26 protein-coding genes and 2 tRNA genes are annotated in these 26,081 nt (G+C 67.6%); 10 read left to right on the top strand and 18 right to left on the bottom strand.

Annotated elements, in window-relative coordinates:
• Nucleotides 1-126: 126 nt before the first annotated feature.
• The 3 genes from FBY36_RS15955 (at nt 127) to FBY36_RS15945 (ending at nt 2,092) form a co-directional block, all read left to right on the top strand.
• On the top strand, nt 127-1,350 hold the full coding sequence (locus FBY36_RS15955) for a multidrug effflux MFS transporter (RefSeq protein ID WP_142120946.1): 1,224 nt from the start codon (nt 127-129) through the stop codon (nt 1,348-1,350).
• A gap of 60 nt (nt 1,351-1,410) precedes the next feature.
• Nucleotides 1,411-1,620 (top strand): hypothetical protein, encoded by a 210-nt coding sequence (locus tag FBY36_RS15950; protein WP_142120945.1) that lies wholly within the window; start codon nt 1,411-1,413, stop codon nt 1,618-1,620.
• 64 nt (nt 1,621-1,684) lie between these two features.
• Nucleotides 1,685-2,092 carry a hypothetical protein gene (locus FBY36_RS15945; protein ID WP_056338573.1) on the top strand — a complete coding sequence of 136 codons (408 nt, stop codon included), beginning with the start codon at nt 1,685-1,687 and terminating at the stop codon, nt 2,090-2,092.
• A gap of 73 nt (nt 2,093-2,165) precedes the next feature.
• Here the strand turns inward: FBY36_RS15945 and FBY36_RS15940 are convergent.
• The 10 genes from FBY36_RS15940 to dusB form a co-directional block, all read right to left on the bottom strand.
• A tRNA-Asn gene (locus FBY36_RS15940) sits at nt 2,166-2,238 on the bottom strand.
• Between the two features lie 124 nt (nt 2,239-2,362).
• Nucleotides 2,363-2,435, bottom strand: a tRNA-Asn gene (locus tag FBY36_RS15935).
• A 103-nt stretch (nt 2,436-2,538) separates the two neighbouring features.
• Nucleotides 2,539-4,482 carry a DNA primase gene (gene dnaG, locus FBY36_RS15930; protein ID WP_142120943.1) on the bottom strand — a complete coding sequence of 648 codons (1,944 nt, stop codon included), beginning with the start codon at nt 4,480-4,482 and terminating at the stop codon, nt 2,539-2,541.
• 28 nt (nt 4,483-4,510) lie between these two features.
• Nucleotides 4,511-4,771: a ferredoxin gene (locus FBY36_RS15925; RefSeq protein ID WP_142120941.1), complete on the bottom strand. Its 261-nt coding sequence runs from the start codon at nt 4,769-4,771 to the stop codon at nt 4,511-4,513.
• Complete coding sequence (locus FBY36_RS15920) at nt 4,768-5,991, bottom strand: NADH-ubiquinone oxidoreductase-F iron-sulfur binding region domain-containing protein (protein ID WP_235008866.1); 1,224 nt, start codon at nt 5,989-5,991, stop codon at nt 4,768-4,770. Before FBY36_RS15920 ends, FBY36_RS15925 begins: the two co-directional genes overlap by 4 nt.
• Nucleotides 5,988-6,545 carry a ferric reductase-like transmembrane domain-containing protein gene (locus FBY36_RS15915; RefSeq protein ID WP_235008865.1) on the bottom strand — a complete coding sequence of 186 codons (558 nt, stop codon included), beginning with the start codon at nt 6,543-6,545 and terminating at the stop codon, nt 5,988-5,990. Before FBY36_RS15915 ends, FBY36_RS15920 begins: the two co-directional genes overlap by 4 nt.
• Nucleotides 6,538-7,506 (bottom strand): FAD:protein FMN transferase, encoded by a 969-nt coding sequence (locus FBY36_RS15910; RefSeq protein WP_235008864.1) that lies wholly within the window; start codon nt 7,504-7,506, stop codon nt 6,538-6,540. The genes FBY36_RS15915 and FBY36_RS15910 overlap by 8 nt, the downstream gene beginning before the upstream one ends.
• 118 nt (nt 7,507-7,624) lie before the next feature.
• Nucleotides 7,625-7,990 carry a hypothetical protein gene (locus tag FBY36_RS15905; RefSeq protein WP_142120935.1) on the bottom strand — a complete coding sequence of 122 codons (366 nt, stop codon included), beginning with the start codon at nt 7,988-7,990 and terminating at the stop codon, nt 7,625-7,627.
• Nucleotides 7,991-8,107: 117 nt separating this feature from the next.
• The gene (locus FBY36_RS15900; RefSeq protein WP_142122674.1) at nt 8,108-9,421 is read right to left on the bottom strand and encodes a deoxyguanosinetriphosphate triphosphohydrolase; all 1,314 of its coding nucleotides are present in this window, start codon (nt 9,419-9,421) and stop codon (nt 8,108-8,110) included.
• Complete coding sequence (gene dusB, locus FBY36_RS15895) at nt 9,405-10,583, bottom strand: tRNA dihydrouridine synthase DusB (protein ID WP_142120933.1); 1,179 nt, start codon at nt 10,581-10,583, stop codon at nt 9,405-9,407. Before dusB ends, FBY36_RS15900 begins: the two co-directional genes overlap by 17 nt.
• A gap of 138 nt (nt 10,584-10,721) precedes the next feature.
• Between dusB and FBY36_RS15890 the strand changes: the two genes are divergently transcribed.
• Nucleotides 10,722-11,942: a globin domain-containing protein gene (locus FBY36_RS15890; protein ID WP_142120931.1), complete on the top strand. Its 1,221-nt coding sequence runs from the start codon at nt 10,722-10,724 to the stop codon at nt 11,940-11,942.
• Between the two features lie 33 nt (nt 11,943-11,975).
• Here the strand turns inward: FBY36_RS15890 and FBY36_RS15885 are convergent, their stop codons facing one another.
• Complete coding sequence (locus FBY36_RS15885) at nt 11,976-13,415, bottom strand: YibE/F family protein (RefSeq protein ID WP_142120929.1); 1,440 nt, start codon at nt 13,413-13,415, stop codon at nt 11,976-11,978.
• A gap of 141 nt (nt 13,416-13,556) precedes the next feature.
• Here FBY36_RS15885 and FBY36_RS15880 point away from each other — a divergent pair, with 141 nt between their 5' ends.
• Together FBY36_RS15880 and FBY36_RS15875 are read left to right on the top strand one after the other, a co-directional pair.
• Complete coding sequence (locus tag FBY36_RS15880) at nt 13,557-14,348, top strand: alpha/beta hydrolase (protein WP_235008863.1); 792 nt, start codon at nt 13,557-13,559, stop codon at nt 14,346-14,348.
• 11 nt (nt 14,349-14,359) lie between these two features.
• Nucleotides 14,360-15,181, top strand: coding sequence for a lysophospholipid acyltransferase family protein (locus tag FBY36_RS15875; RefSeq protein ID WP_142120927.1), 822 nt, complete (start codon nt 14,360-14,362; stop codon nt 15,179-15,181).
• A 67-nt stretch (nt 15,182-15,248) separates the two neighbouring features.
• Here FBY36_RS15875 and FBY36_RS15870 read toward each other — a convergent pair whose 3' ends face one another.
• From FBY36_RS15870 to FBY36_RS15860, 3 genes are all read right to left on the bottom strand, one after another.
• Nucleotides 15,249-16,280: a GNAT family N-acetyltransferase gene (locus FBY36_RS15870; RefSeq protein ID WP_142120925.1), complete on the bottom strand. Its 1,032-nt coding sequence runs from the start codon at nt 16,278-16,280 to the stop codon at nt 15,249-15,251.
• Between the two features lie 2 nt (nt 16,281-16,282).
• On the bottom strand, nt 16,283-17,668 hold the full coding sequence (locus FBY36_RS15865; protein ID WP_056338595.1) for a glycine--tRNA ligase: 1,386 nt from the start codon (nt 17,666-17,668) through the stop codon (nt 16,283-16,285).
• 132 nt (nt 17,669-17,800) lie between these two features.
• Complete coding sequence (locus tag FBY36_RS15860; protein ID WP_142120923.1) at nt 17,801-18,799, bottom strand: DMT family transporter; 999 nt, start codon at nt 18,797-18,799, stop codon at nt 17,801-17,803.
• Between the two features lie 32 nt (nt 18,800-18,831).
• On the opposite strand from FBY36_RS15860, the gene FBY36_RS15855 reads away from it, so the two are divergent.
• Nucleotides 18,832-19,062 (top strand): RNA-binding S4 domain-containing protein, encoded by a 231-nt coding sequence (locus tag FBY36_RS15855; RefSeq protein ID WP_142120922.1) that lies wholly within the window; start codon nt 18,832-18,834, stop codon nt 19,060-19,062.
• 80 nt (nt 19,063-19,142) lie between these two features.
• Here FBY36_RS15855 and FBY36_RS15850 read toward each other — a convergent pair whose 3' ends face one another.
• Nucleotides 19,143-19,793: an alpha/beta hydrolase gene (locus FBY36_RS15850; RefSeq protein ID WP_142120920.1), complete on the bottom strand. Its 651-nt coding sequence runs from the start codon at nt 19,791-19,793 to the stop codon at nt 19,143-19,145.
• 78 nt (nt 19,794-19,871) lie between these two features.
• On the opposite strand from FBY36_RS15850, the gene FBY36_RS15845 reads away from it, so the two are divergent.
• Complete coding sequence (locus FBY36_RS15845) at nt 19,872-20,741, top strand: SGNH/GDSL hydrolase family protein (RefSeq protein WP_142120918.1); 870 nt, start codon at nt 19,872-19,874, stop codon at nt 20,739-20,741.
• A 49-nt stretch (nt 20,742-20,790) separates the two neighbouring features.
• Nucleotides 20,791-21,366, top strand: a complete 576-nt coding sequence (locus FBY36_RS15840; protein WP_142120916.1) for a hypothetical protein — start codon at nt 20,791-20,793, stop codon at nt 21,364-21,366.
• Between the two features lie 70 nt (nt 21,367-21,436).
• Here the strand turns inward: FBY36_RS15840 and FBY36_RS15835 are convergent, their stop codons facing one another.
• Nucleotides 21,437-22,921, bottom strand: coding sequence for a CoA-acylating methylmalonate-semialdehyde dehydrogenase (locus FBY36_RS15835; RefSeq protein WP_142120914.1), 1,485 nt, complete (start codon nt 22,919-22,921; stop codon nt 21,437-21,439).
• A 35-nt stretch (nt 22,922-22,956) separates the two neighbouring features.
• Nucleotides 22,957-23,877 (bottom strand): 3-hydroxyisobutyrate dehydrogenase, encoded by a 921-nt coding sequence (gene mmsB, locus FBY36_RS15830; RefSeq protein WP_142120913.1) that lies wholly within the window; start codon nt 23,875-23,877, stop codon nt 22,957-22,959.
• Nucleotides 23,878-24,012: 135 nt separating this feature from the next.
• Between mmsB and FBY36_RS15825 the strand changes: the two genes are divergently transcribed.
• A complete protein-coding gene (locus FBY36_RS15825; protein WP_200830516.1) occupies nt 24,013-24,921 on the top strand; it encodes a LysR family transcriptional regulator in 909 nt (302 codons plus the stop codon).
• 16 nt (nt 24,922-24,937) lie between these two features.
• Here the strand turns inward: FBY36_RS15825 and FBY36_RS15820 are convergent, their stop codons facing one another.
• Nucleotides 24,938-26,080, bottom strand: coding sequence for a zinc-binding dehydrogenase (locus FBY36_RS15820; protein ID WP_142120912.1), 1,143 nt, complete (start codon nt 26,078-26,080; stop codon nt 24,938-24,940).
• Nucleotide 26,081: the final 1 nt, after the last annotated feature.

Genomic DNA, 26,081 nt, shown 5'->3' with positions numbered 1-26,081 from the left:
TGTGCAGCCGCACAGTCCACGCCACCAAAACTACCATTCAGGTTCAGGGCGAACTTGGGGGCTTGCCGGACGGCGCGGCCTACAACGCTGCAAAAACAGTCCTGGCCGGGCCTAGGATTGTTCTCCGTGACCAATCCCCCCAATCCGGGCGACCTGCTGAGCCGCCGCCGGAAGCTCCTGTACATCCTCCTCCTGGGCGCCCTCACGGCCCTCGGCCCGTTCACCATCGACCTGTACCTGCCGGCCTTTCCCGCGCTGGAGGCAAGCCTGGGGGTGACCGAGGCGCAGGTACAGCTCACCCTGGCCGGCACCACGGTCGGTTTTGCGTTCGGGCAACTGGTGGTGGGTCCCTTCAGCGACAGGTTCGGCCGGCGGAGCCCGCTGATCCTGGCCACGGCACTGCACATCGCTGCATCCCTTGGCGCCGCCCTGTCCGCGGACATCACCACCCTGGGGATCTTCCGTGTGCTGATGGGAGTGGGCGCGGCCGGCGGCGGCGTGGTGGCCATGGCCATGGTGCGCGACCTGTTCTCGGGGTATGCCATGGTGCGGATGTTCTCCCGCATGTCCCTGGTCAACGGGCTGGCACCCATTCTTGCCCCCGTCATCGGCTCGCAGCTGCTGCTGGTGATGCCGTGGCCGGGCATCTTCGTGTTCCTCGCCGCTTACGGGACGCTGGTGATCGTGGCGGCGCTGCTCCTGGTGCGTGAGACCCTTCCGCCGGAGAAACGGGGCCAGAGCGGCATGACGGCCGGCCAGCGCTACAAGACCCTCTTCAGCGACCGGATCTTCGTGGGCCTGCTGATGGTGGCCGGTTTCAATTTCGGCGGCCTCTTCACCTACCTGTCGGCCTCGCCCTTCCTTTTCCAGGACGTGTTTGGATTCTCCGCCCAGCAGTACGGGCTGCTGTTCGGCATCAACTCACTGGGCATCGTGGCCGGCGTGCAGACCAGCGCCCGGCTGATCAGGATCGTCCCGCCGCAATGGATCCTGGCCGGCGCCACCGCCTGGATGTTCCTGATGGCCCTGCTGATCGTGGTGTTCGACCGCGCGGGCATGGGGCTGTGGGGCGTCATGGTCCCGCTGTGGTTCTACATCATGGGTACGGGGTTCATGTTCCCCTGCGTGCAGGTGCTGGCGCTGGCGGGTCATGCAGCACAGGCCGGCACGGCGGCGTCGCTGCTGGGAGCGGCCACGTTCCTCATGGCTGGACTCATCTCCCCCGTGGTGGGCTGGGTGGGCATCACCAGCGCCGCGCCCATGGGTGCGGTGCAGGCAGCGTGCATCCTGCTGGCCATCGCCGCCCTGTGGCTGGTGGTGCGGCCCCGCACGGTCCCGTCAATTCACTGAGTTCCATGAATCGACAGCCCGTCAATCCGCTGAAGCCGGACTTTCCTTGAAAGGCAGCCCATGAGCCCCAAGCCGCACCGCAACGGAAGGGGACTTTTCCTCGGGGCGGTGCTTGGCGCCGTCGTCGGCTATTTTGCCGGCCGCGCCCTGGGCAACCCAGCCATGGGGATCGTCTTGGGACTACTGACAGGCGCCGCCCTCCTGTACCGGGTGAATCCCGGACCAAGGAAGCCCGGACCAAAGAACGGCGGGCCCCGGAAGCGCCGCTGATTGTTTTGCCTCACCGGGGCGGCTTTCCCTGCCCTGCGGCTGCGTCCGGGGATAAAATGATCCCGTGCCCAACTGGCAGAACCAACCGCCACTTCCGGCCACCTGGCAACGGTGCGACGCCCGGATCCTGCCACTGTGGTGGGAGCGGCTGTGTGCGCAGGCGGGACAGCAGTCGGCGGCGCTGTACGCGGCCGGGCTGTTCACCGAAGACCGGCGCAGGCCCATTGCCCAATGGTTCAACCCCGCCTTCAATGCAGCTTTGCTGGTGGCGCCAGAGACGTCGCCTGAATGGCCGGTGCAGCGCTTCGGGATTTTCTACGCCCCGCCTGACGCAGGGTTTGTGAGAATCCACTCCGCGCCGCATGAATGGAGTCCGCGCGAACCCCGGAAGTCGCCCACCGAGAAGGAGGCATTCGAGGCAGCCATCGCCGAGGCCGAAAGGTTCCTGCAGGTGGAGATGGATTTCGTCTAGCCAAGCTTCCCCGCCCGCGACAATAAAAAAATCCCCGTTCCTCCAAGTGGAGGGACGGGGATTTTTCGTAGCGCTCCTCCTGCTGGACTTGAACCAGCAACCCTTCGATTAACAGTCGAATGCTCTGCCAATTGAGCTAAGGAGGAATGAAGCAGGTATGACATTAGCAAAGGATTCCGGCCCAAGGGAAATCGGCGGTTTTGCGGGCCCAAACGGCCCTTCCCGGATACAAAAAATCCCCGTTCCGGAGGCCGGAACGGGGATTGGAAGCTCCTCCTGCTGGACTTGAACCAGCAACCCTTCGATTAACAGTCGAATGCTCTGCCAATTGAGCTAAGGAGGAATGAAGCGGGTATTAGCCTAGCAAACACCTGCGGCGGAAACGAAATCGAGCCGGCAGTGACCTCTGCCACCCCGCCTGCCACCCGCCGCGGAGCAGGCGCCGCCTACGACTCCGCCCGTAGGGCCCGGCGTTCCATTTCCAGCATCATCAGTTCGCGGTTGAGCCGCTGGTAAGTTTCCGGGTCCGCCGCGGCGTCGAGGCGCTGCAGCTGGCCCATCTTGTCCGCTTTGACGCGGGTGATCTGGAGTTCGAACAGCCTGGACAGGATGTCCCGGCAGTACTTCAGCACCGCCTCCTCCGTGTGGGCCGGCAGCGGCACCACGGAAAGCTCCGAGACCAGGGGCCGGAGCGGCTCCGGGACCTCGTGCATCACGTGTTCCACCCAGCGCACGGGGTCCCCCACAAGCCCGGGCCCCGTGGCCCGCATGGCGTCATGGACGGCCTGGAAGGCCGGGGTGGCAAACCTGGCGGCGGCGAACCGGTCCCAGACGCCGCCTTCCAGCAGTGAGGGCTGCTGCAGCGCCACTTCCAGGGCCTGCCGTTCCATCGAGGCCACGGGGTCGCGAGGATCGGGGCGGTGGTAGGAGGGGACAGCGCCCGACGCCGGCCCGGCAGCTACGCCGGGTCCCCCGGCCTGGGAGGAGCCGGGGTGGGCCGTGGATGGGTTGGCACCTCCCCCCTGCTGTTGCCCCGGGGCGGGGGGACGTCCCGTTTCGCCGCGCTTGACCGCCGCGGTAACCATGCGCAGGACCTCGTTGGGGTCCGGCATGCCCAGCCATCCCGTCAGCGCCTGGCAGTAGCCGGTCCGGGTGGAGGCGTCGCGGATGGCCGCCACCACTGGCACGGATGCCTTCAGGCCCTGGACGCGGCCTTCCACGGTGTCCAGGTTGAACTGCTTCAGCGTGGTGCGGATGGCGAACTCGAACAACGGACGCCGGGACTGGATCAGGGCGTGCACGGCTTCATCCCCCCGGCTGAGGCGGAGGTCGCAGGGATCGGCCCCGGTGGGTTCCACGGCCACGTAGGTCTGCGCGGTGAACCGCTGGTCCTCCTCGAAGGCCCGGAGGGCCGCTTTCTGGCCGGCGGCGTCGCCGTCGAAGGTGAACACCACTTCTCCCCCGGTCCCGTCGTCTGACAACAGCCGGCGGGCTATCTTGATGTGCTCCGTGCCGAACGCCGTGCCGCAGGTGGCCACCGCCGTCGTAATTCCTGCAAGGTGGCAGGCCATCACATCGGTGTAGCCCTCCACCACCACCAGCTGGCGGTCCTTGGCGATGCTGCGCTTGGCAAGGTCGATGCCGTACAGGACCTGCGACTTCTTGTAGAGCGTGGTTTCCGGGGTGTTGAGGTACTTGGGGCCCTGGTCGTCCTCGTAGAGCTTGCGCGCGCCGAAGCCGATGGTGTCGCCGGCGATGTCCTTGATGGGCCAGATCAGGCGGCCGCGGAAACGGTCGTAAATCCCCCGGTTGCCCTCGCTGAACATTCCGGTGAGCTTGAGCTCGGCATCGGTGAATCCACGGCCGCGAAGATGCTTCAGGAGGGCGTCCCACCCCTGGGGCGCATACCCGCAGCCGAAGTGTTCCGCCGCTGCCCTGTCGAAGCCCCGGCCAAACAGGAAGTTCCTGGCCTCGGCGGCGCCAGGGGTAAGCAGCTGGGCGCGGAAGAACTCGTCCGCGATCTTGTGCGCGTCCAGCAGCCGCTGGCGGCGGCCCACTTCCTCGCGGTTGGGCCCGGTTCCGCCGTCTTCGTAGCGGAGCTCGTAACCGATGCGGGCGGCCAGCTTTTCCACGGCTTCCTGGAAGGAACTGTGGTCCTGCTTTTGGACAAAGGCGATGACGTCGCCGTCCTCGCCGCAGCCGAAGCAGTGGTAGCGGCCCACCTGGGGGCGGACGGTAAAGGACGGCGAGCGCTCGTCGTGGAAGGGGCACAGACCCTTGAAGGTGCCCAGCCCGGCACCCTTGAGCGTGACGTAGCCGTCCACCACTTCCTTGATGTCCGTGCGCTGGCGTACTTCGTCGATATCTTCACGTTTGATCAGCCCAGCCACAGAGCAATCTTAGTGTCAGTACACGGACCTACCGGCCAGGCATCCTGTGCTCCGGTTCCGGGGGTGTCCGCTCCACCAGGGTGAGGGCCAGTTTGGGGCAGAGGTGCACGGCCTCCCGGGCGGCTTCCCGGTCGGCGTCCCGCAGGGGCACGTCCGTGCGTTCGCGACCTGCCTTGCCGCGCGCCACCGGATAGCCCCAGTCGTCCCGGTCCAGGACACCGGGAAGCAGTTCGGCGCACAGGCCGCGGCCGTCGCAGCTGGTCCAGTCGATGTGCAGGTGCGCCGTCATGCCGCTGCGCCTCCCTGTCCTGTGCAGTATCCGGAAAGGTGGGCCCGGAAATCCGGGGCGAAGACCTCGAGGGTGCTGCGGACCAGTCCCGTGGTTCCTTCCGGATGCCGGCATGCGCCGCGCCCGGAAACCAGCCGCCCCAGCCGGTCCAGTTCGGGGGCAAGGCGGGCATTCCGTTCCCCTCCCGCGATCCTGTTCAGGACGGCGGCCATGGCCGGCAGACCAAACATGCAGGGCCCGCATTGGCGGGCGGACTGGCTGGCCAGGTAGCCGACGATCCGCGCCGTCACCTCGATGCCGCAGGCCTGCCGGTCCAGGGCATGGATCACTCCGGCGCCCGGGCGGACGGTCCGGTCCGGCGGCCCCGACGGCGAGAGGGCGTGGGCCGCGGGCGGGACCCACCGGCCGTGGTATCCGCCCACCAGGACGGCGGACAGGGATGCCGGATCCATTCCCGCTGCTTCGAGGACCGCGGAAAGTTCCGCACCGCCGGGCACCTCCAGCACCACATCCCGGGCCGGGGCGGGACCCGAGACGGACACCAGCCGTGTGCCTGGATCCTCTGCGGTGCCGGCCTGGCGGAACCACTGCGCACCATAGCGGGCGATCAGCGCAACCTGGGCCAGGGTCTCGACATTGACCACCAGGGTGGGGCGGCCGTTGAGGCCCTCCTCGCTGAGCCGGCGGCGCTGGTCCCTCGGTAAGGCGGAACCGTTGGCAATCATGTTGACCACCGCGCTCGATTCACCGGAAATAAACGTATCCGGAGCCTTCACTACCCGAATCTTCGTGGCACCGGGACGCTCTTTGAGGGCCTGCTGCACGCGGTTCAGGCTTGCCGCTGGCGCGTAAGCGTACATGCCGGCGCCGCCGAGGGCTGCGGCAAGTGCCAGCTGCCCGTCGATGACCAGGTGGGGTGCATGGGCCAGGAGCTTCCGGTCCTTGAAGCTGAGCGGCTCGCCCTCGGCGCCGTTGGCGATCACCACCGGCCGGGCCGGAAACAGTCTCTTCCTGCCCGATCCAGCGGCGGCTGTGGCCTTACGCCAGGTTTCAAAGGCAGCTCCGCCCCTCCCTGTCAGCCCGGCGGCTGCCAGTGCCTCCAGCAAGCCCGTTGCGGCAGCCTGCGGCTCCCACGGACCGAACGCAGCCAGATGCTGCGCCCAGTCCGCATCAGGGCCTGCTGCCAGGAGGCGGTGCTCCTGGCGGATGTCGGGGCTCACGGGAGGTCTCCTTGCCTGGCATGCGAGGTTTCGAGGAAGGACGGGCTGAGCCGCCACAGCAGGGCCGCGGCAACAGCCACCGCGGACACCGCGGCCAGCAGGAGGAACCAGCCGCCCGAGACGTCGCTGCCGTTGCCGAGGGCGTGCGCCAGGGCTGCGGGCCAGAGTCCGTAGCTGAACCAGTGCACGGCCTTGAAGCTGCGCCGTCCGATCCGGTGGCGCAGCAGGCCCGTCACCACCACGGCCAGCACAAGGTCCAGGGCCACCGTCCCCAGCCCCTGCCAAAACGGTTGGAAAGAGCCCAGGAACGGCACGATGATGTCCACGGGGTTCAACTTTGCATAGGAGTCGAGGAGCAGGGATCCCACGTGCAGCCCCAGGAAGACCGTGGCCAGCAGCGCGATGTTCCGGTGCAGGAGGCTGATGGAAAACCTGGGCAGCGCCATGAACGGACGGCCGGACCTGTTCAGGATCCCCAGCAGCACGGACCCGGTAAACAGGACCAGGGAGACGAACCCACTGACGCGGCCGACGGCCCACATGGCCTCATCCATGACGGACGCCCCCGATGGCGTCGGCGGCTTCAACAGGAGTGGAGCTTTCCACGGGCCAACCGCCGGTGGTTGTGATCCTGCCCCTGCTGTCCACGAGCCGGGCGGGAATGCCTTCGGTCCGGAACCATTCCACCGCCGCGAAGCCGCGGACGATGGCAGCGGTGCTGAACGCGTTAGCCTGCAGGCAGGTGGGGGCCGCCACGGTTACTGAGCGCCAGACCGGTTCGGCGGGCAGGCCGAAGCGGGGGTCAAGGATGTGGTGGACCTGGATCCCGTGATGTGTCCATCGGCGCTTTTGAGTACTGGAGGTGGCCAGCGCAAAGCCCGCTGCCAGAGAGACTTGTTGGGCGGGGTCTGCGGCGAGGTCCTGAACGAGGATCTGCCACTGGCCGGGCATGGCGTCCTCACATGGTCCTGGCCCTGCGCTGGCCAGGTCTCCGCCCAGGTTCACCAGCACCCCACAGCCCAGCTTCCGGTGCACCTTGGCGGCTGCGAGATCTGCCGCGACCGCCTTGGCGGACGCTCCCAGGTCCAGGCGCAGCCCGGCCGGCACTGTCAGTTTCGCCGCATCCAAGTGGATCCGGGACCAGCCGAGGAGCCGCGGAGCCAAGGTGTCCGGCGTCGGGGCTTCCGGAGTCGGGGTGTGTGGGAGATGTGGCGAGGGCACCGGCACGCTCTGGAGCCCCGGTCTGCGCTGCAGCCCTGGGCCGTGGCCCAGCGCTGCCAGGTCTGTCCCGAGACTGGGGTCGACGTCTCCGTCGGTCATTTCCGCGGCCTCCAGGGCGCGCTCCAGGAGCAGCCGGAACATCGGGCTCACGCTCACGCCCGCTGCCATCAGCGGCTGAAGCCTCATCAACTCGGAGTCACCCCGGAAACAGCTGCAGGCGAGGTCTACGGCGGCCAGCACCCCACGGACGATGCCCTCCGCCGCGGCAAGCATGCCGGGATCGGTAACAGTCACGGATGCCTCCAACTGCCAGACTGTCCAGCTGGATTGCGCTGTGCTTTCCGGGCCGGCCGGCCGGTCCGTGGTTTCCGAAGCATGCCCCTCGACACGGGCACCATCAGAACTGTCCATGTCAGGACCCCGAGGACCTGCCATGGATGGTACTGCCGTTCCCGGGCTGGACCGGGCTGGTGCCGCCAGAGTTGCTGTAGCTCTTGGAGCGGCGCGTCGTCTTGTCGTGGCGGCTGCCATGGTCGTCGTCGTCGCCAGAGCGCGCAGAACCGGATTTGGCTTTGCTGTCTTCCGTATTTCCCTCTGCGCTGTTGCCCTGCGGGCTGCTGTCCTGCCTGCTGTCCGTGGCGGACCTTGTCCTGGCGATCACGGAAGGCGTGGCGGCATAGACGGCAGCGGCGGCGACCCCGGCAGCGGCGAAACTGCCAACGCCCACGGCTGCTGTTATCCCGGTAGCGAGGCGCTTGCCCCTGCTGCGAGTACTCATGACCTGTTCCCGTTCCTGGCGGCCTGTTTTCCTCCCATGGTGCGCTTCGTTCCTGTGTAAATGCTTTAAGGAAGCTGCTGATCGGGTGGATCTTCAGGCGGGGGTTTCAGGGGCGGTTCACCACAGCGAGGGCAGGCTCCCCACCAGGCGCTCGTACATGGCCAGGGCGGAACCGTCGGTGAGGGACGCCACCTGGTCGATGACCACGCGAAGGCGCGCGCCGTCGTCGTCCGCCGCCCGCCAGTCCGCCGCGAACATCGGCTCCAGGTGCCGGTCCCCCGTGGCGCTGAGGGCCGTCACCAGGGCGTGGAGCACCTCCCGCTGGCGCTCGTAGATGGGCTGCCGGTGTTCGGTGGTCATCACGAAGGTGGTGGCAAGGCCCTTCATCACGGCGATCTCCATGACGGTCTCGTCCGGAACCATCAGTTCGGCGTTGTAGCGCGTGAGGTTCTCCGGCCCGTAGACGGCGCGGGTGGTTTCCAGGGCGCTCTGGCAGAACCTGCCAATCAGCTGACTGGTCATGTTCTTCAGTGCCCCCATGGACCTGCGGCTGCCGTCCGCCTCGCGCACCCACACGTCTGTGGCCTCCAGCCGGGCGAGTGCGGCATCGATGGCTGCGGGGTCGTTGTGCGGCAGGTACCACTGCTTGGCGTAGCCCACCACGCGGGCGCGGTGGTCCGGGTTGTCCATCCAGCGCAGCTGGAAGTGTCCGGCCACGATCGCGTCCTCCACGTCGTGCACCGAGTAGGAGATGTCGTCCGCCAGGTCCATCACCTGGGCTTCCAGGCAGGTCCGGCGCTCCGGCGCACCCTCCCGGAGCCAGTTGAAGATGGGCAGGTCGTCTTCGTACGCGCCGAACTTGCTGGTCCGCTGGCCGTGGATCACCGGTGCTTCCAGGGCGGACCACGGGTATTTCGACGCCGCGTCAAGGCTTGCGCGGGTCAGGTTCAGTCCGGCGGGCCGGCCGTCAGCCGTGAGCACCTTGGGTTCGAGGCGGGTGAGCAGGCGGAGGGTCTGGGCGTTGCCCTCGAAGCCGCCAATGGCATGCGCCACCTCGTTGAGCGCCGATTCGCCGTTGTGGCCGAAGGGCGGGTGGCCCAGGTCGTGGCTGAGGCAGGCGGTGTCCACCACGTCGGGATCGCAGCCCAGGGCCCGGCCGAGTTCGCGGCCCACCTGGGCCACTTCCAGGCTGTGTGTGAGGCGGGTGCGGACGAAGTCGTCGGTGTCCGGTGCCACCACCTGGGTTTTGGCGCCCAGCCGGCGCAGGGCCGAGGAGTGCAGCACGCGGGCCCGGTCCCGTTCAAAGTCCGACCGGTAGGTGCTCTTGGGCGGCTCCTCCACCCAGCGGGCGGAATCGTGCAGATCGTACCCGGGCAGCGCCAGGGCGGCGATGGGCGTTCCTGCCGTCGGTGTTTCAGCCACCGGAAACATCCAGTTCGGCAGCTGCGATGTCCCGGGACTGGTCATCGTTCAGCGCCCGGGAGTCCAGCCAGTCCTTGGGCAGGGCAGGGCGCTTGGGTGAGCCGGAACGGCCGCGCGGGCCCTCGGCGTCCACTCCGGGATAGGGCGAATCCAGGTCCAGCTCGGCCAGGGTGTCCCGGAGCACTTCCAGGCTGGTGACCAGGGCAAGCCGGGTGCGCAGTTCCCCGCCCACCACATAGCCCTTGAAGTACCAGGCGATGTGCTTGCGGATCTCGCGCAGTGCCTTGCCTTCGTCGCCGAAGGTTTCCACCATCAGTTCGGCGTGGCGGTACACACCCTCTGCCACCTGCCGCAGGTTGGGCCGGTGGCGGACGTCGCTGCCTTCGAAGGCGGCCTGCAGGTCCCCGAAGAGCCATGGCCGGCCCTGGCAGCCGCGGCCCACCACCACGCCGTCCACCCCGGTTTCCCGCACCATCCGGACGGCGTCCTCGGCGGACCAGATGTCGCCGTTGCCCAGCACGGGGATGTCGGGGAGCGCCTCACGGAGCCGGGCAATGGCGGACCAGTCCGCCTTGCCGGAGTAGAACTGGGCGGCGGTGCGGCCATGGAGCGCGACGGCTGCCACGCCGGCATCGCGGGCGATGCGGCCTGCGTCGAGGTACGTCAGGTGGTCATCGTCAATGCCTTTGCGCATCTTGATGGTCAGCGGGATGTTGCCCTTGGCGGCTTCCCTGACGGCGGTCTGCACGATCGAGGTGAAGAGATCAATCTTCCAGGGCAGGGCGGACCCGCCGCCGCGCCGGGTCACCTTGGGAACGGGGCAGCCGAAGTTGAGGTCGATGTGGTCCGCCCGGTCCTCCTCCACCAGCATCCGGACGGCGGCGCCGACGGTACCGGGGTCGACGCCGTACAGCTGGACGGAGCGGACCTTCTCGTCGTCGTCATGCGAAATGATCCGGAGGGATTCGGGGCTCCGCTCCACCAGCGCACGGGAGGTGACCATCTCCGCCACGTACATGCCGCCGCCGTACTCACGGCAGAGCCTGCGGAAGGCGGAGTTGGTGATGCCGGCCATCGGGGCCAGGATCACCGGGGTGTCAACCGTGATGGGTCCCAGCTTCAGGGGCGGGAGTTCCAGCTTGGGGGCGGGAGGAGTTGCTGCAACAGTCACCTGTCCATTGTTGCAAAGCCGGGCAAATCGGTGGTTGCCCGCCAGTGCCAAAGGGCCTGTCGGGGGTTTCAACCCGGCTGTTAGCGTGTCGTGGAACCGGGCCTTGCCAGGGGGCCTGCCTTCAGAGGAGAGATCACCGTGCTGTCAGACACCGCATACCCCGTGATCCAGGCGACCCTTCCAGTCGTCGGCGAAAACATCCAGGAGATCGCCTCCCGCTTCTATGGCCACATGTTCGAGGAACATCCCGAACTGCTCAACGGCCTCTTCAACCGAGGAAACCAGGCCGACGGCCGGCAGCAGCAGGCGCTGGCCGGGTCAATCGCCGCCTTTGCCGGCTTCCTCGTCAACGACCCCACGCACCTGCCTGACCACCTGCTGTCCCGCATTGCGCACAAGCACGTGTCCCTGGGCCTGAGCCCCGAGCAGTACCAGGTGGTGCACGACAACCTGATGTGGGCCATCGTGGATGTCCTCGGCGACGCAGTAACACCGGAAGTGGCCGCTGCGTGGGACGAGGTCTACTGGCTCATGGCCAACATGCTCATCAACAAGGAACGTGGCCTCTACGACGCCGTCCGGCTGAGCCCGGAGACCGTGTGGCGTAACTGGCGGGTGGCCGAAAAGATCCAGGAAACCGGCGACGTTGCCAGTTTCGTGGTTGAAAGGACCGACGAGCGGGAGGTCAAGCCCTCCCTCCCCGGACAGTACGTCACCCTCCGGATGCAGATGCCCGACGGCGTCCTGCAGCCGCGCCAGTACAGCCTCACCCAGGCCGACGACGGACAGCACCGGCGGTTCGCCGTCAAGCGCGTGCGCACGGAAGGGAAGCCGGACGGCGAGATGTCCAACCTCCTCCACGACCACGTCGACGTGGGCGATGAAGTCACCCTTTCGGCGCCCTTCGGCGACGTTGTGCTCGAATACACGGACCGGCCCGTGGTGCTGGCAAGCGCGGGCATCGGGATCACGCCCATGGCAGGCATGCTGTCCCACCTGGTGAAGGCCGGCTCGCAGCGGAAGGTTATGTTCCTGCACGCGGACGACTCCCCTGCCTCCTTCGCGCTGCGGAACCAGGTGACGGCTGACCTTGCCGCACTGCCGGATGCATCCCTGAATACGTGGTTCCTCGATCCGGACGGCACCGAATCCTCCACCTCCGATGCGGGCGGGACCGTGCGCTCAGGGTTCATGAACATCAAGGATGTCCAGCTGCCATCCGACGCCGAATATTACCTCTGCGGCCCGGTGCCCTTCATGCAGGCCGTCCGGACCGCCCTGGTGGGCGCAGGCGTCCGGCCCAAGGACATCCAGTACGAAGTCTTCGGCCCGGATCTCTGGCTGGCCGACTTCCAGTAGCAGCAGCTGGACAGCCGTACAAAGAGAAGGTTTTCAGCCGCGGTCGGCCCGGCGGCCCCGCCGGGTGGCTGGTTCATCCGCGGGTTCGACGGCGGTGCGCCGGGTGCGCTCCTCAAGCACGGCGGCGGCGAGCGCCCCCGTGTCCGTGACGCCGTCCGTATGGACGTGCCCGTCGTCGTGCTTTGTACCCCTCTTTCCGTCCCGCACCGCACCGGTCACTGGCACGGCGTCTGGTGCCTTGATCCCGGTGGCCTTCACCACGAGCACGGCGATCAGGGTGGTGACCGGGATGGCCAGGACCAGCCCGATCGAACCCACCAGGGTCCGGATGACCTCCTCGGAGAGTTCGGCGCTGGTGAGGGTGTCCATCAGCGGCCGGTCGTAGAGCATGACGATGATCAGGATGGGCAGTGCGGCGCCGGCGTACGCGAAGGCGATGGTGTACACGGTGGAGGCGATGTGGTCGCGGCCGATCCGCATGGCCGAGGTGAACAGCTTCCGGGCGCTGCTGCCCGGTGCCAGCTCGTAAAGTTCCCACACCGCCGAGGACTGGGTGATGGTCACGTCGTTGAGGACACCCAGGCCGGAGATGATGAGTCCGCAGAGGATCACACCGGAGATGGAGATGTTTGCCGAGGTGTTCACCAGGGTGGCCGCGTCGTGGCTGCCCACCCCGGCAAGGTTGGCGGCGTTGGTGGCCCAGGCTGCCAGCAGGGCGGTGATGGCAAGGCCGAAGATGGTCCCCAGGAGGGCTGTGGAGGTGCGCGCGGAGAATCCGTGGGCGAAGTACAGCACCCCGATCATGATCACGGTGGAACCCACCAGGGCCAGCAGCAGCGGCGGCTTGCCTTCCACCAGGCCCGGGAGCAGGAAGTTTGCGAGCACGAAGTAGGCCCCCACCAGCCCGATCAGGGCCCGGAGTCCGCGCCACCTGGCGACGGCGATGACCACCGCCGCGTAGAGCACGGCAAGCAGGACAATCGGCAGCGTCCGGACGAAGTCCACGAAGATGTAGGCCGGGGAGCCCTGCGAGCCCGTGGCGCCCTGGGCGTTGGAGAGATTCAGGTAGCGGATCTGGTCTCCGGGCTTAACCCCGTGGGAGGAGGCCACATCCGGGTTGATGACCACCTTCACCGGACTTCCGCCCTTGTCCGGCTCGGTGAAGGCGAAGGTGCAGTCCGAGCCCTGCCCCGGCGGCTGCTGCGTGGAACCCTGCTGGCTGTTGCCTTGTTGGCCTGCGCCCTGCTGGCCTGTGCCCTGCTGGCTGAGGCCCTGGGTGCAGTTCTCGGTCACCACGTTCTGGATGGTGCCCGTATCAAAAGTTACCCCAGGGGCCGTGGAATAGGGGTTGGCCAGCGAGACACCTTCCTTGCTGCCGGACGGCCACAACCAGGCCATCCCGGCCAGGGTCAGCAGCGCCAGCGGAATGAGCACCGCGGCAAGGATGCGGTTCGCCTTGCTGCGGGCAGCCATCGCCTGGGGCGTCGGCTCCGAATGATCCAAGGAAGCGTGGGAGTGACCGGCGCCCATCAGCAGTACAACCTCATGCGTTGAACTCTACGTGGGCCGCCATAGGGTTTATAAATGGACCATCGGGATGGGGAGGAACCAGGCATGGACAACCGTGATACGCCGGGAAGCGGCAGCGGGGCAGGAATTCGCGGGGCCGCCGAAGGCGGAGTGCAGTCGGGCCAGGTGACGGCCACACCCGCCCATCAGCCTGTCCTGAGTGTCCTCGAAGCAGCAGGTGACACCAGGGGCGTGGTCCTGGTGCTGCACGGCGGCAAGGCCCACAGCCGGGATCCGGTGGAGGCCCGGCACCTCAGCCCGGCCCGGATGATTCCCTTCGCCAGGCACCTGCACCGCGCCGGCCGGAAGCACGGACTGGCCGTCTGGTCCCTGCGCAACAGCGTCCGCGGCTGGAACGGCCCTGACATGTCCCCGTTGCAGGACGCCCGCTGGGCCCTGCGGCAGATCGCCGAACGCCACCCGGACGTTCCGGTCTTCCTGCTGGGCCACTCCATGGGCGGCCTGACTGCGGTATGTGCAGCGGACCACCCCCAGGTTGAGGCCGTGGTGGCGCTCGCTCCGTGGCTCAGCCCGGCAACTCCCGCCACCGCCGTCGCCGGCAGGAAAGTCCTCATCATCCACGGCACCACGGACCACATGACCAGCCCCTCGCAGTCCCTTGCCTTCGCCCGCCGGGCCTCTGCCGAGGCGGGGAGCATGCAGTACGTGGCACTCAAGGGCGTGGGGCACTTCATGCTCCGCAAGGTCCGCGTGTGGCAGACCCTCGCCACCGGCTTCGTCATCAAGTCCTTTGCGGAGAGCACTGGCGCCGCCGTCCGGCCGTCGCCGGCCTTCGCGCAGCTGCTGCCGGACTCATCCGTCCAGGTCACCCTTTAGGAGTTTTCGGCATGCCCTGGCGTCCGCCGTCCAACGACCGGTTCTATCGGCTGATCGTCCGGACCGGGCAGTTCCTGCGCTGGGCCCTGCGCCTGGACATCCAGGCAACGGGCCTGGAGCACCTTCCGGACAAGGGACCGCTCAGCGGGCCGTCCCGGCGGGTGGATCCCGGGAAGGGTGCGGTGTTCGCCGTCACGCATTTCGGCTACCTGGACTTTGCCGTGCTCGAGCTGCTCCTGTGGCGGCACGCCCGTGCGCAGCTTCGGTTCCTGGTCCATCAGGGAGCGGCGGACCATTGGCTTGCCGGCCCTGCCATCAGCGCAAGCGGCCACGTCGTGGTGGGATACACGGACCGTTCGGACGCCTATGACGCTGCGGTGGCCAAGCTGCGCGATGGCGAGTACCTTGCGGTGTTCCCGGAGGCCGGGGTCAGCCGCAGCTTCACCGTCCGCGAGTGCCGCACAGGGGCAGTCCGCATGGCCGCCGAGGCCGGCGTACCGGTGATTCCGGTGTCTGTCTGGGGCGCGCACCGGGTACTGACGCGCGGCCACGGCTTTTCGCTGCGCCGCAGCTGGCGCGCCCCGGTGCGGGTCCACGTGGACGAACCCATGACGTTTCCGACAGGCAGCGACCCGGAGGCGGCCACGGACATGCTGCGCAGCACCCTGCAGTCCGGAATCGACCGCTGCATCGCCGGCTTCCCGCTCGATCCCGGATCCGGCGCGTGGTGGATGCCTGCGCACGTGGGTGGGAGCGCCCCGACGGACGCCGAGCGGCAGCTGCTCGACGCAGCCGACGCAGCCGCGGGCCGCCGTCGTGCTCCCCGCAACTAGGTCGCAGCAGATGTCGGAATGGAGCTCCATAACGACATCTGCTGCGACCTGGTTGGGTAGCGGTGGCTTAGTCCGAGACCACCAGGGTTTCCGCGCCCGCCAGCCGTGCCTTGCCACTGTCCAGGAGGGGTTCGACGGCGGCACGCAGGGCGATCATGGAATCGTCCAGTTCCAGCATGACCGGGTGCTGGTACGCGATCAGGGCCAGCATGTCGCGGACGGCCTCAGCGGCATCATCAGCATCCAGCGAAGGCTCGTGACCCACGAAAACGTCGGTGGGCGTTTCCGGTCCAGCAGCATCCGTCCCCGGTGCGGCGTCCGGGTCAGCCGGGGCCGCGTAGCTGACGGCAAAGGCCCGGATGCGGCCCTTCTTACTGGGGGCAACCCCCGTCCCGAATGCGGATCCGGGCTGGGCCCGCAGCACAATGGCGCCGTGGGCTCCGGTGAGTTCGTCCAGGAACAGCTTCTGCACCTGCCCCACGGACAGGACGCCGGGAGAGTCCCAACCGTGGATGGAGGTGTAATACCGGCCCACCACGTCGGTCAGCTCCACGGATCCCGTTGCCAGGTCCATCACGACGTCGGAGCCGGCGTTCTCGCCGCTGGCCGCGCCGCCGTCGTCCTTGGCCGTGAACACCGGAAGCCGCAGGGCGCCGGGCTCCACCACCACAAGGCGGGAACGCTGGATGGGCGCCAGGCCGAGCGTTTCGGCGAAGGCGGCACCCGCGGTGCCTGGCTCCACCTTGGCGCGCAGCTTGGTGACGCCCGACGGCGCGTGTTCGGCTTCGCGCCGCAGCATGGCCAGGAGGCTTGCACCGATGCCCGCACGGCGCTGGTCGCGGGCCACCTCGATGTAGCACCAGAGGCGTTCCGGGTGCAGGGACGCTTCATAGACGACGCCGGCGGCCACCGGAATACCCACGCCGTCAATGACGTCCTCGGCCACGATGCAGCGGCGCCATGGGGAACCGTCCCTCCCGTTGGAGGACACGGCGAGGGCGCCGCGGAACTGCCGGGCCTGCGCGGTGTCCGGGTCGCCCCAGATTTCCAGGAGCGCCAGGTCGTCGCCGTCCCGCCATTCGCGGTATTCGATGGCCATGCTCAGGCCCCGATCAGCCGTGCCGCCAGGTAGCCCTCCACCTTGTCCAGGGAGACCCGCTCCTGGCTCATGGTGTCCCGCTCGCGGATGGTGACTGCCTGGTCTTCAAGGGTGTCGAAGTCCACGGTGATGCAGAACGGGGTGCCGATCTCGTCCTGGCGGCGGTAGCGGCGGCCGATGGCCCCGGCGTCGTCGAAGTCGATGTTCCAGTTCTTCCGCAGCTGCGCGCCGAGGTCCTTGGCCTTCGGGGACAGGTCCTCGTTGCGGCTCAGCGGCAGCACGGCGGCCTTGACGGGGGCCAGGCGCGGGTCCAGCTTCAAAACGGTGCGCACGTCCACACCGCCCTTGGCGTTGGGAGCCTCATCCTCGGTGTAGGCGTCCACCAGGAACGCCATGAAGGACCGGGTCAGGCCCGCCGCGGGCTCGATCACGTACGGGGTGTAGCGCTCGTTGGTGGCCTGGTTGAAGTAGCTCAGGTCCGTGCCGGAGGCCTTGGCGTGGGTGGAGAGGTCGAAGTCGGTGCGGTTGGCGATGCCTTCCAGCTCGCCCCACTCCGAGCCCTGGAAACCAAAGCGGTACTCGATGTCCGTGGTGCCCTTGGAGTAGTGGCTGAGCTTCTCCTTGGGGTGCTCGAAGAAGCGCAGGTTCTCCTCCCGGATGCCCAGGCCGGTGTACCAGGCCATGCGCTCCTTCATCCAGTACTGGTGCCATTCCTCGTCGGTGCCGGGCTCCACGAAGAACTCCATTTCCATCTGCTCGAACTCGCGGGTGCGGAAGATGAAGTTTCCGGGCGTGATCTCGTTGCGGAAGGACTTGCCGATCTGGCCGATGCCGAACGGCGGCTTCTTGCGGGAGGTGGTGAGGACGTTGTTGAAGTTCACGAAGATGCCCTGGGCGGTTTCGGGGCGCAGGTAGTGCAGGCCTTCCTCATTGGCCACCGGGCCCAGGTAGGTCTTGAGCAGGCCGGAGAACTCCTGCGGCTCGGTCCACTGTCCGCGTGTGCCGCAGTTGGCGCAGGCAATGTCCTTCAGGCCGTTCTCGGCGGGACGGCCCTTCTTTTCCTCGTACTCTTCCTCGAGGTGGTCGGCGCGGTAGCGCTTGTGGCAGGAGAGGCATTCCACCAGGGGGTCGGAGAAGACCTCGACGTGGCCGGAGGCTTCCCAGACCTGGCGGGGCAGGATCACGGAGGAGTCCAGGCCCACCACGTCCTCGCGGCCGCGGACCATGGACTGCCACCACTGGCGCTTGATGTTTTCCTTCAGTTCCGCGCCCAGGGGGCCGTAGTCCCAGGCAGAGCGCGAACCTCCGTAGATCTCACCGGCCTGGAACACGAAGCCCCTCCGCTTGGAGAGGGAAATGACCTGGTCGAGGACGGATTTTGCTGCCATGGGGTAACTCCAATTTCTACAGGGCCGCTGGGTGCGGTCCGCGGGTTTGCCGGGCCCCGGCCGCCGTATGCCTGGAGGCACAGTGGGCTGCCCGCCGGGGCGAATGAAGGAAGATGGTGGAAAGCTCGTGTCCTAGCGTACCGGCCGCTGCCTCCGGAGCGCGCCCCGCGGCCAGGGTAGGGTTGCCAGGATAATGGCGGCGAGGGTCAGCAGGGTCCCGAGGACGGTGGCCGGAGCCACGACGGTACCCGGCGTGGGCAGCGCAAGGTCCAGGGCCAGCGAGCCCAGCAACTGCCCGGCAATCATGCCCAGCCCGGTGACCAGCACGCCCAGGCTGCGCACCAGGAGGGCGCCGAGGCCGATAAAGACACACCCCATGGGACCACCCAGGTAGTACCACCATTCGGACGGCAGCGGGTTGGCGGGACCGGCCACCGCCAGCTTCACCGCCAGCGCGGCCCAAAGCACGGTGCAGCCGGCCACGAAGTTGACCAGCGTTGCCGCGATCGGTGTGCCGTAGTGGACGGTGGCGGTGCCGTTCATGGCCTGCTGGAAGCTCATGAGGAAGCCCGCGGCTACGGGCAGCAGGATGGGAAGCAGCAGGGAAGCGGGACCGCCGTCGGGTCCGCCCGCCCCTGTGCCGCTGAACCGGGGTGACACCGCCCATGCCACCGCGGCGATGGTGAGGACACAGCCGATGATCCGGATGCCGGTGACGGATTTCTTCCCGGCCGGCCCGATTCCCAGGCGGTCCACCAGCAGGCCGCTCACGGTCTGCCCGGTCACGGTGGCCACCGTGAAGAGTGCCACGCCCAGGATGCCCACCGTGAAGGACTGGGCAAAGACGAACAATGCACCGATACCGCCGGCCACCACGTAGATGCGGGGAAAAGCGCGGTTGCGGAGCGCCGGGAGGATGCTTGCCAGCCCGGCCCGGCCGCGCGGCAGGACCAGCGAAATGACAATCATGACCAGCAGCCCTGTGCTGAAGCTCACGGCCGCGGCGGCGATTCCGTCATTGAGCCGGGCACCCAGGGCCCCGTTGATGCGCCCTTGGACTGGGATGGCAAGGCCGGAACCCACGGCCAGCGGCAGGCCTGCGAGCACCGGCAGGCGGGGAGGGGAGGTCATTGCATCCACCTTAGTTCAGGCATTATTGCTGTATGAGCAACCCCATTGACGACGTCCCCATCCGCGACAGCATGATCCGGCTGGGCCAGCTGCTGAAGCTCGCCAACCTCGTGGAGGACGGGGTGGAGGCGGCGGACCTCATCAAGAACGGGCTGGTCAAGGTCAACGGCGAAATCGACGACCGCCGCGGCCGCCAGCTGCACAACGGTGACATCGTCACCGTCAACGGCCACTCGGTGAAGGTTGTGGCACCGGAGGGCTGACCTGGCAGGTGCCGGAGGGCTGACCTCCGATCCAACGGCGGCGGGCAGGCCTCCTAGGCCGCCGTGCCGCCGTCGTACGCCTATTTGTTCAGCACCTCATGGGTGAGGAACTCCCCTACGTGCCCGATCTCCTGCTGGTTGATGCCGTGCCACATGCCCGTGTAGAGCACCTTGGTGAGCTTGACGTGCTTGCGGACCCAGCCCATGGTGTACTCGATTTTGTCCTGGGTGATCACCGGATCCTGCTGGTCCCGGCCCCAGAACAGGGGCACGGTGCCGTCCAGCTCGCCGTCCTTGAAGGACGGGTCACCGGCGGCGTCCACCACGAAGCCGGAGAGTCCGACGACGGCAGCGAAGTCCGTGGGCCGCTGCCGCAGGAGCGTGGTGGCCATGGCCATGCCCATGGAAAAACCGAGCAGGGTCACCGATGGGTGCCCCACCCGGATTTCGTCGATCCAGTCGAGCACGTACGCCGAGGCCTTCTTGACCCGGTCCAGGGAATAGTCGATGGAGGCCGTGAGCGGGAACCAGGTGAAGCCGGGGCCCATGGCGATGGGTGCCCGCACGGAAGCGACGGCGAAGTCCCCCGGCAGCAGGTCGGCCAGGCTGAGCAGGTCCTGCTCATTGGCGCCGTAGCCGTGGAGGAGTACCAGCAGCGGCTTGCCGGTGCGCTGGTCCTCGGGATGGGACCACAGGACAACGGGGGCAGGAAATACTTCGGCGTCAGTCATGGTTTCCATTCATATCAGTTACCCAGAGGTAACAACCTACGTTCGCGTAGGCAGCAAGGCGGAAGGCAGGATAGGACCGTGACTGACACAAGTGACATCCAGGCCCTGCCCGCGCACCGCGGATCCCACCCGTGGACCCGCTACGTGGCGATGGGCGATTCCTTCACCGAGGGCATTGGCGACCCCGAACCCTCGATTCCCGGCGGCCACCGCGGCTGGGCCGACAGGGTGGCCGAGGAGCTGGGCCGGACCCAACCTGACTTCGCCTACGCCAACCTTGCCGTCCGCGGCCGCCTGCTGCAGCAGATCGTGGACCAGCAGCTTGCCCCTGCCCTGGAACTGAAGCCGGACCTGGTCACCCTGTCCGCCGGCGGCAACGACCTGATCCGCCCCGGCGGGGACCCGGACACACTGGCCGAGAAGCTCGATTCCGTGGTGCAGATCCTGTCCATGGGCGGCGCCACCGTGGTCCTGTTCAACGGACCTGACACGGGTTCGTCGGTGCTGGGCAGGATCCGCAGCAAGGTGGCGATCTACAACGAGAACCTGCGGACAGTCGCGGCGCGGCACGACGCCATCATCGCCGACATGTGGTCGCTGCGGCAGTTGAGCGACCCGCAGATGTGGGACCAGGACCGGCTGCATTTCTCCCCGCTGGGCCACCACACCATCGCGGCCATGGTGCTGGACGCGCTGAACGTGGAGCATTCCCTGGAACCGCTGCAGCCCAAGCCGCTGCCGCCGCGGACCTGGCGCGAGGCCAGGAGCGGAGACTTCGTGTGGGCGCGCGAATACTTTGTGCCGTGGGTGCTGCGGCGGCTGCGCCACCAGTCCTCCGGTGACGGCATCACGGCGAAGCGGCCGACGCCGGGTCCCGTCTTTGGTCCGGGCGTTCCCTTGGGATCCGGCGAGGGTCCGCTGGGAACGGCGGAGCCCAGCCGCCGGTAGGGCCGCCCGGGGTTAGGCTGGAAGGACAACACTTGAGAGGTGCGGCACAGTGAGCAGCCTGTTTTTCTGGATCATCATCCTGTCCTTCGTCATTCCCATGGCCGTGCGGATGTACCGGCGCTCCATGGCGCGGCGGGACCGGGACCAAGGCTTGCCTGGGCGCTTCCCCGAGCAGTTCCCGGGGCAGCACCCCGGACAGTACGGACAAGGCGGGTTCCCGGGCCAGTACCCGGGCCCGGCCGGGCCGCAGAGCAACCAGCCCCGCGACGGCTACACCCAGCAGGACTACTTCTCCGGCGGCTTCCGCAGTATCGAGCGGCCGCAGCCCACGGGCGATCCCCAGCCGCTGCCCTACCAGTACGGCCAGCCGCCCGTACCGGGGCCCGGCTACGGTGCCCCGCAGGAACCGCCGTTCCAGCAGCAGCCGTACCAGGAGCCGCCCGTACAGCAGGGACCCGTCCGGCAGGGGCCGGGCCAGCCTTCGGCGCCTGCCACTCCCCCGCCGCCGGCCGCCCCGCAAGGGTTCCGTGCCCGCAAGCTCGCGGAGCTGGACCAGCAGTACAGCAACGGTGAGCTGTCCATGGAGGAGTACATGAAGCGGCGCAGCGACATCATGAACGGCTAGCTGCCTTGTCAACAGCCAGGCCGGGGACCGGTTGCCGGCCCCCGGCCTGCTGTGCTTAACGCACCTGTACTTAATCCACCTGCGGGAAGCCCAGGTCAATCACCGAGGTGGCGGGATCCGGCCAGCGCGTGGTCACCACCTTGCCCCGCGTGTAGAACCGGATACTGTCGGGGCCATACATGTGGGTGTCACCGAACAGCGAGTTCTTCCAGCCGCCGAACGAGAAGGTGCCCACCGGGACCGGTATGGGCACGTTGACGCCCACCATGCCTGCTTCGGCGTCGAACTCGAACTGCCGCGCCGCCCCGCCGTCGCGGGTGAAGATGGCGGTGCCGTTGCCGAACTCGTTGTCGTTGACCAGCTTGACGGCGTCGGCGTAAGTGTCGACGCGGACCACGGACAGGACCGGGCCGAAGATCTCGTCGTCGTACACCTTCATGCCCGGCTTGACGTGGTCCACCAGGCTGACGCCGATGAAGAACCCGTTTGAATCGAACTGCTGCGAGCGCCCGTCCACCACCACGGTTGCGCCTTCGTTCTCTGCTCCCGAAACATAGGAGGCCACCCGTTCCCGGTGCTCAGCGGTGATCAGGGGACCCATCTGGGAGGCGGGGTCCGTTCCCGGGCCGATTTTGAGGCCGGCCATGCGGGTGGAGATGGCCTTCACCAGATCGTCCGCGATGTTGCCTACGGCCACCAGGACACTGACAGCCATGCACCGTTCGCCGGCTGAACCGTAGGCGGCGGAAACCGCAGCGTCGGCAGCCATGTCCAGGTCGGCGTCGGGAAGGACCACCATGTGGTTCTTTGCGCCGCCCAGGGCCTGCACCCGCTTGCCGTGTTCTGCCGCCCGCTTGTAGATCGATTGGGCGATGGGCGTGGACCCGACAAAGCTGACTGCCTTGACGTCGGGGTGTTCCAGCAGGACGTCGACGGCTTCCTTGTCCCCCTGGACCACGTTCAGCACGCCCGCCGGCAGGCCCGCTTCGGCGAAGGCCTCGGCGATGAAGACGGCGGCGGATGGGTCCTTCTCGCTGGGCTTCAGCAGCACGGTGTTGCCACAGGCCAGGGCGCTGCCGATCATCCACAGCGGCACCATGGCCGGGAAGTTGAACGGCGTAATGCAGGCAACCACGCCCACGGGCTGGCGGACGGAGTGCACGTCCACTCCGGTGGAGACTTGCTCGGACCGCTCGCCCTTGAGCATGTGGGACAGGCCGGTGGCGAAATCGATGTTCTCCAGGCCGCGCGCGATCTCGCCCTCTGCATCTGAGAGGACCTTGCCGTGCTCGCTGGTGAGGATGGCGGCAAGTTCGGACTTCCGCTGGTTCAGGATCTCGCGGACTTTGAAGAAGATGGTGGTGCGCCTGGCCAGGCTGGTGGCGCGCCAGGCAGGGAGCGCAGCACGGGCAGCCGCAATGGCTTCCTCCGTGCGGGCCGCGGAGGCGAGCGCCACCTGCTTGTCCTGTTCTCCGGTGGCGGGATTGAACACCGGACCGAAGCGGTCTGCGTCGCTGACACGGGTGCCGTTGATGTAATGCGGAATGGTTTCCAAGGGGAGTCTCTTTTCCTGCGTTGCTTGCGGCGGGGCTAGTTGGCGGACGGTGCCGGCTGGGCGGTTTCGAGTGAGCCGTCCACGAGCTTGATAATCATGGAGCAGTCCTTGCCGGCATCACCTTCGTCAATGAGGCGCTGGAACAGTTGCTGGACGTGCCTGCCGATCTCCAGGGGTGTGCCGGTGTCCTCGGCCGCGCTGATGGCCAGCCCAATGTCCTTGTTCGCCAGTTCGGTGGTGAAGGTGGGTGCGAAGTCGTTGTTGGAGGCGGCGGTGGGAACCACTCCGGGCACCGGGTACCAGGTCCGCAGCGCCCATGAGTCACCCGAGGAGACCGAGGCAATGTTCCAAAAGACCTGTTTGTCCAGGCCCAGCCGGTCGGCGAGCACTGCGCCTTCGGCGGTGGAGGCGAGGTTGATGAAGAGCATCAGGTTGTTGCAGATCTTTGCGGCCTGCCCTGTGGTGGCCCCACCCGTGGGGATGATGTTGGCGGCCATGGGGCCGATGTAGCCCGTGGCGTCCGCCACGGCGCCCTCTTCGCCGCCCACCATGAAGGTCAGGGTTCCTGCCTCGGCCCCACTCATTCCGCCCGACACCGGGGCGTCCACGAAGCGGAAGCCGGCGGCAGCAGCGGCGTCGTGCAGTTCCTGCGCGGAGGCGACGTCGATGGTGGAGGAGTCAATCAGCAGCGTGCGGGTATCCGCGTGCGCCAGCACGCCGTCCGCCCCAAGGTACACCGCGCGGGCATGTTCACCCTTTGGCAGCATGGTGAACACGGCGTCTGCACCGTCCACCGCTTCTGCGATACTGGCGGTCCGTTTGACGCCGCCTGCCTCAGCCGCTGCCAGGGCCGTGGGATTGAGGTCGAAACCGCGGACATCGTGCCCGGCCTTCACCAGGTTCACGGACATGTGGCCGCCCATGTTGCCCAGGCCGATCCAACCGATAACTGCCATGCGTAAGCTCCTTTGCTTCCATTCCAGCCTTGCTGCCGGCATGTCTGTGTCAACGATCACACCCTGTTAGAGTGCAATCAAGGGGAAAAATCACAGAGACCATGTGCATTGCTGCACATCAAGGGAAGGACCGGTGTGGACCCCAGACGGTTGCCCAGCCCCGACGACCTGCTCATCCTGCTGACGGTTGCACGCCTGGGCCGCTTCAACGCCGTGGCGGAAACACTGGGGACAACCCACACCACCATTTCCCGGCGCATCCTCGCCCTGGACAAGCAGCTGGGCGGCCGCACCCTGGAACGCAGCCCGCACGGCTGGGAACTGACGCAGCTCGGCACCGCCGCGGTGGAAGCGGCAGAGACAATCGAGGCCACGCTGGGCTCGCTGTCCGGCCTGATCAGCCAGGACCAGAGTGCCCTGACCGGCCTGGTCCGCGTCGCTACGACGGACGGCGTGGGTGCCGTCTTCGTGGCCCCGTCGCTGGTGCGGCTCCAGCAGCAGAACCCGCAGCTGAACGTTGAAATGCTCAGTGCCACTCGGAAAGTCAGCCAGAACCGGTCGGGGGTGGACCTGGAAATTGTGGTGGGCAGGGCCGAGGTTACCAGCGCGCAGACCATCTTCCTGAGCAACTACTACCTGCGCCTTTACGCCAGTTCCGCCTATGCCGCCCGGCATGGCCTGCCGGAAAGGCTCGACGACGTGGGGCAGCACGGGTTTGTCTCTTACGTGGAGTCCGCACTCCAGGTAGCGGAGCTTGGGCCGCGCTGGTCATCGGAGCTTCCCGTCCCCAGGACAAGTTTCCAGGCCACGAGCGTGTTCGCCCAGGTGGAGGCGGTACGGCGGGGCGCGGGCATTGGGCTGCTGCCCAACTTCATGGTGGCGGAATCCGACAATTTCGTTCCCGTCCTGGCCGCCGACTTCGAGCGGCAGCTCCCCATCTGGGCCGTTGCCCGTCCGGAGTCGCTCCGCTCGGCCCCGGTGCAGGCCGTGATTGGGGCACTCAAAGAGGAGATGAAGGAGCGCGCCGGGCTGTTGGCTGGCTAGGCCGGCCCGGAAGGGCTCAGGCCTGGAAGAGCCGCCTCACCACCTGCCCGGATACCAGCGCATCAAGGCCCTCGTTGATCTCACTCAGTGGCCTCGTGTCCGTGTGCAGCAACTCAACGGGGAGCCTGCCCTCCCGCCAGAATCCGAGGTATTTCGGGATGTCGCGGGAGGGCACGGCATCCCCCATGTAGGAGCCCAGCAGCCGTTTTCCCGCTCCGGCAAACTGCAGGGCGGGTACCGTCAACTGGGCGGACGGATGGGGAAGGCCCACCGAGACCACGGCGCCTCCCCGGGTAACCAGGTCCAGGCAGGAGGCAATGACGCCCGCCGAGCCCACCGCCTCGATGGCGACGTCCACCCCGTCTCCGGAGGCTTCCGCAACCAACCGTGCCGCGTCCTCCGGAGTCCCCACCGACGTGGCCCCGGCGTCGCGGGCCAGCTGGTGCTTGCCCTGGTTCGGATCAATGGCAATCACGCTGGCGGCCCCCGCAAGGCGCGCTGCCATGACGGCGGACAGGCCCACCGCGCCAAGTCCGAACACCGCCACCGACTGGCCCGCACTGACGCCGGCGGTGTTCAGGACGGCGCCCATTCCGGTGAGCACGGCGCAACCAAACATCGCGGCAACCGTGTCCGGGACGTCGTCGTCAATCACCACCACCGATTCCCGCGCGACTACCGCGTAGTCGGCAAAGGCCGAGACGCCCAGGTGGTGGTTGATGCGCTCCCCCGCCGGAGTCCGCAGCAGCGCCGGACCGTGCAGCAGGTCCCCGGAGCCGTTGACCTCCGCTGCGCGGTGGCACAGGGCCGGCCGGCCGGACAGGCAGGCCCGGCACTTCCCGCAGCTCGGCACGAAGACCAGCACCACGTGGTCACCCACCGACACGTCGGCCACACCTTCGCCGACGGACACCACCCGTCCCACGGCCTCGTGGCCCAGGGCCATGGGAAGCGGCCGGACGCGGGAACCGTCCACCACCGAGAGATCTGAATGGCACAGGCTGGAGTAGGTGATGGCAACACCCAGCTCACCGGCCCGCGGCTCCGGCTGCTCCAGTTCCTGCACCAGCAGCGGGCCGGCATCGGAGTAGGTCCGTTTCCCGGGTCCGGCCCCCGGGGTGGGGGCCGGAACGGTGGAGTACAGGACGGCGGCTTTCATG

Origin of the sequence: Arthrobacter sp. SLBN-122 (assembly GCF_006715165.1) — a bacterium.
In the GTDB taxonomy this organism is placed as follows: Bacteria; Actinomycetota; Actinomycetes; order Actinomycetales; family Micrococcaceae; genus Arthrobacter.
Note: the sequence above shows the minus strand (reverse complement) of the source record. Positions and strands in the feature narration are given on the sequence as shown.

Bases quoted from the DNA above. Each gene is read 5' to 3' on its own strand.
- FBY36_RS15915 (WP_235008865.1), bottom strand. From the start codon at position 6,545: ATGGATGAGGCCATGTGGGCCGTCGGCCGCGTCAGTGGGTTCGTCTCC.
- FBY36_RS15905 (WP_142120935.1), bottom strand. From the start codon at position 7,990: ATGAGTACTCGCAGCAGGGGCAAGCGCCTCGCTACCGGGATAACAGCA.
- FBY36_RS15850 (WP_142120920.1), bottom strand. From the start codon at position 19,793: ATGACTGACGCCGAAGTATTTCCTGCCCCCGTTGTCCTGTGGTCCCAT.
- FBY36_RS15880 (WP_235008863.1), top strand. From the start codon at position 13,557: ATGGACAACCGTGATACGCCGGGAAGCGGCAGCGGGGCAGGAATTCGC.
- FBY36_RS15900 (WP_142122674.1), bottom strand. From the start codon at position 9,421: ATGTTTCCGGTGGCTGAAACACCGACGGCAGGAACGCCCATCGCCGCC.
- FBY36_RS15925 (WP_142120941.1), bottom strand. From the start codon at position 4,771: ATGACGGCGCACCTGCACATCGACTGGACCAGCTGCGACGGCCGCGGC.
- FBY36_RS15820 (WP_142120912.1), bottom strand. From the start codon at position 26,080: ATGAAAGCCGCCGTCCTGTACTCCACCGTTCCGGCCCCCACCCCGGGG.
- FBY36_RS15885 (WP_142120929.1), bottom strand. From the start codon at position 13,415: ATGGCTGCCCGCAGCAAGGCGAACCGCATCCTTGCCGCGGTGCTCATT.
- FBY36_RS15860 (WP_142120923.1), bottom strand. From the start codon at position 18,799: ATGACCTCCCCTCCCCGCCTGCCGGTGCTCGCAGGCCTGCCGCTGGCC.
- FBY36_RS15875 (WP_142120927.1), top strand. From the start codon at position 14,360: ATGCCCTGGCGTCCGCCGTCCAACGACCGGTTCTATCGGCTGATCGTC.
- mmsB (WP_142120913.1), bottom strand. From the start codon at position 23,877: ATGGCAGTTATCGGTTGGATCGGCCTGGGCAACATGGGCGGCCACATG.
- FBY36_RS15950 (WP_142120945.1), top strand. From the start codon at position 1,411: ATGAGCCCCAAGCCGCACCGCAACGGAAGGGGACTTTTCCTCGGGGCG.
- FBY36_RS15870 (WP_142120925.1), bottom strand. From the start codon at position 16,280: ATGGCCATCGAATACCGCGAATGGCGGGACGGCGACGACCTGGCGCTC.
- FBY36_RS15855 (WP_142120922.1), top strand. From the start codon at position 18,832: ATGAGCAACCCCATTGACGACGTCCCCATCCGCGACAGCATGATCCGG.
- FBY36_RS15865 (WP_056338595.1), bottom strand. From the start codon at position 17,668: ATGGCAGCAAAATCCGTCCTCGACCAGGTCATTTCCCTCTCCAAGCGG.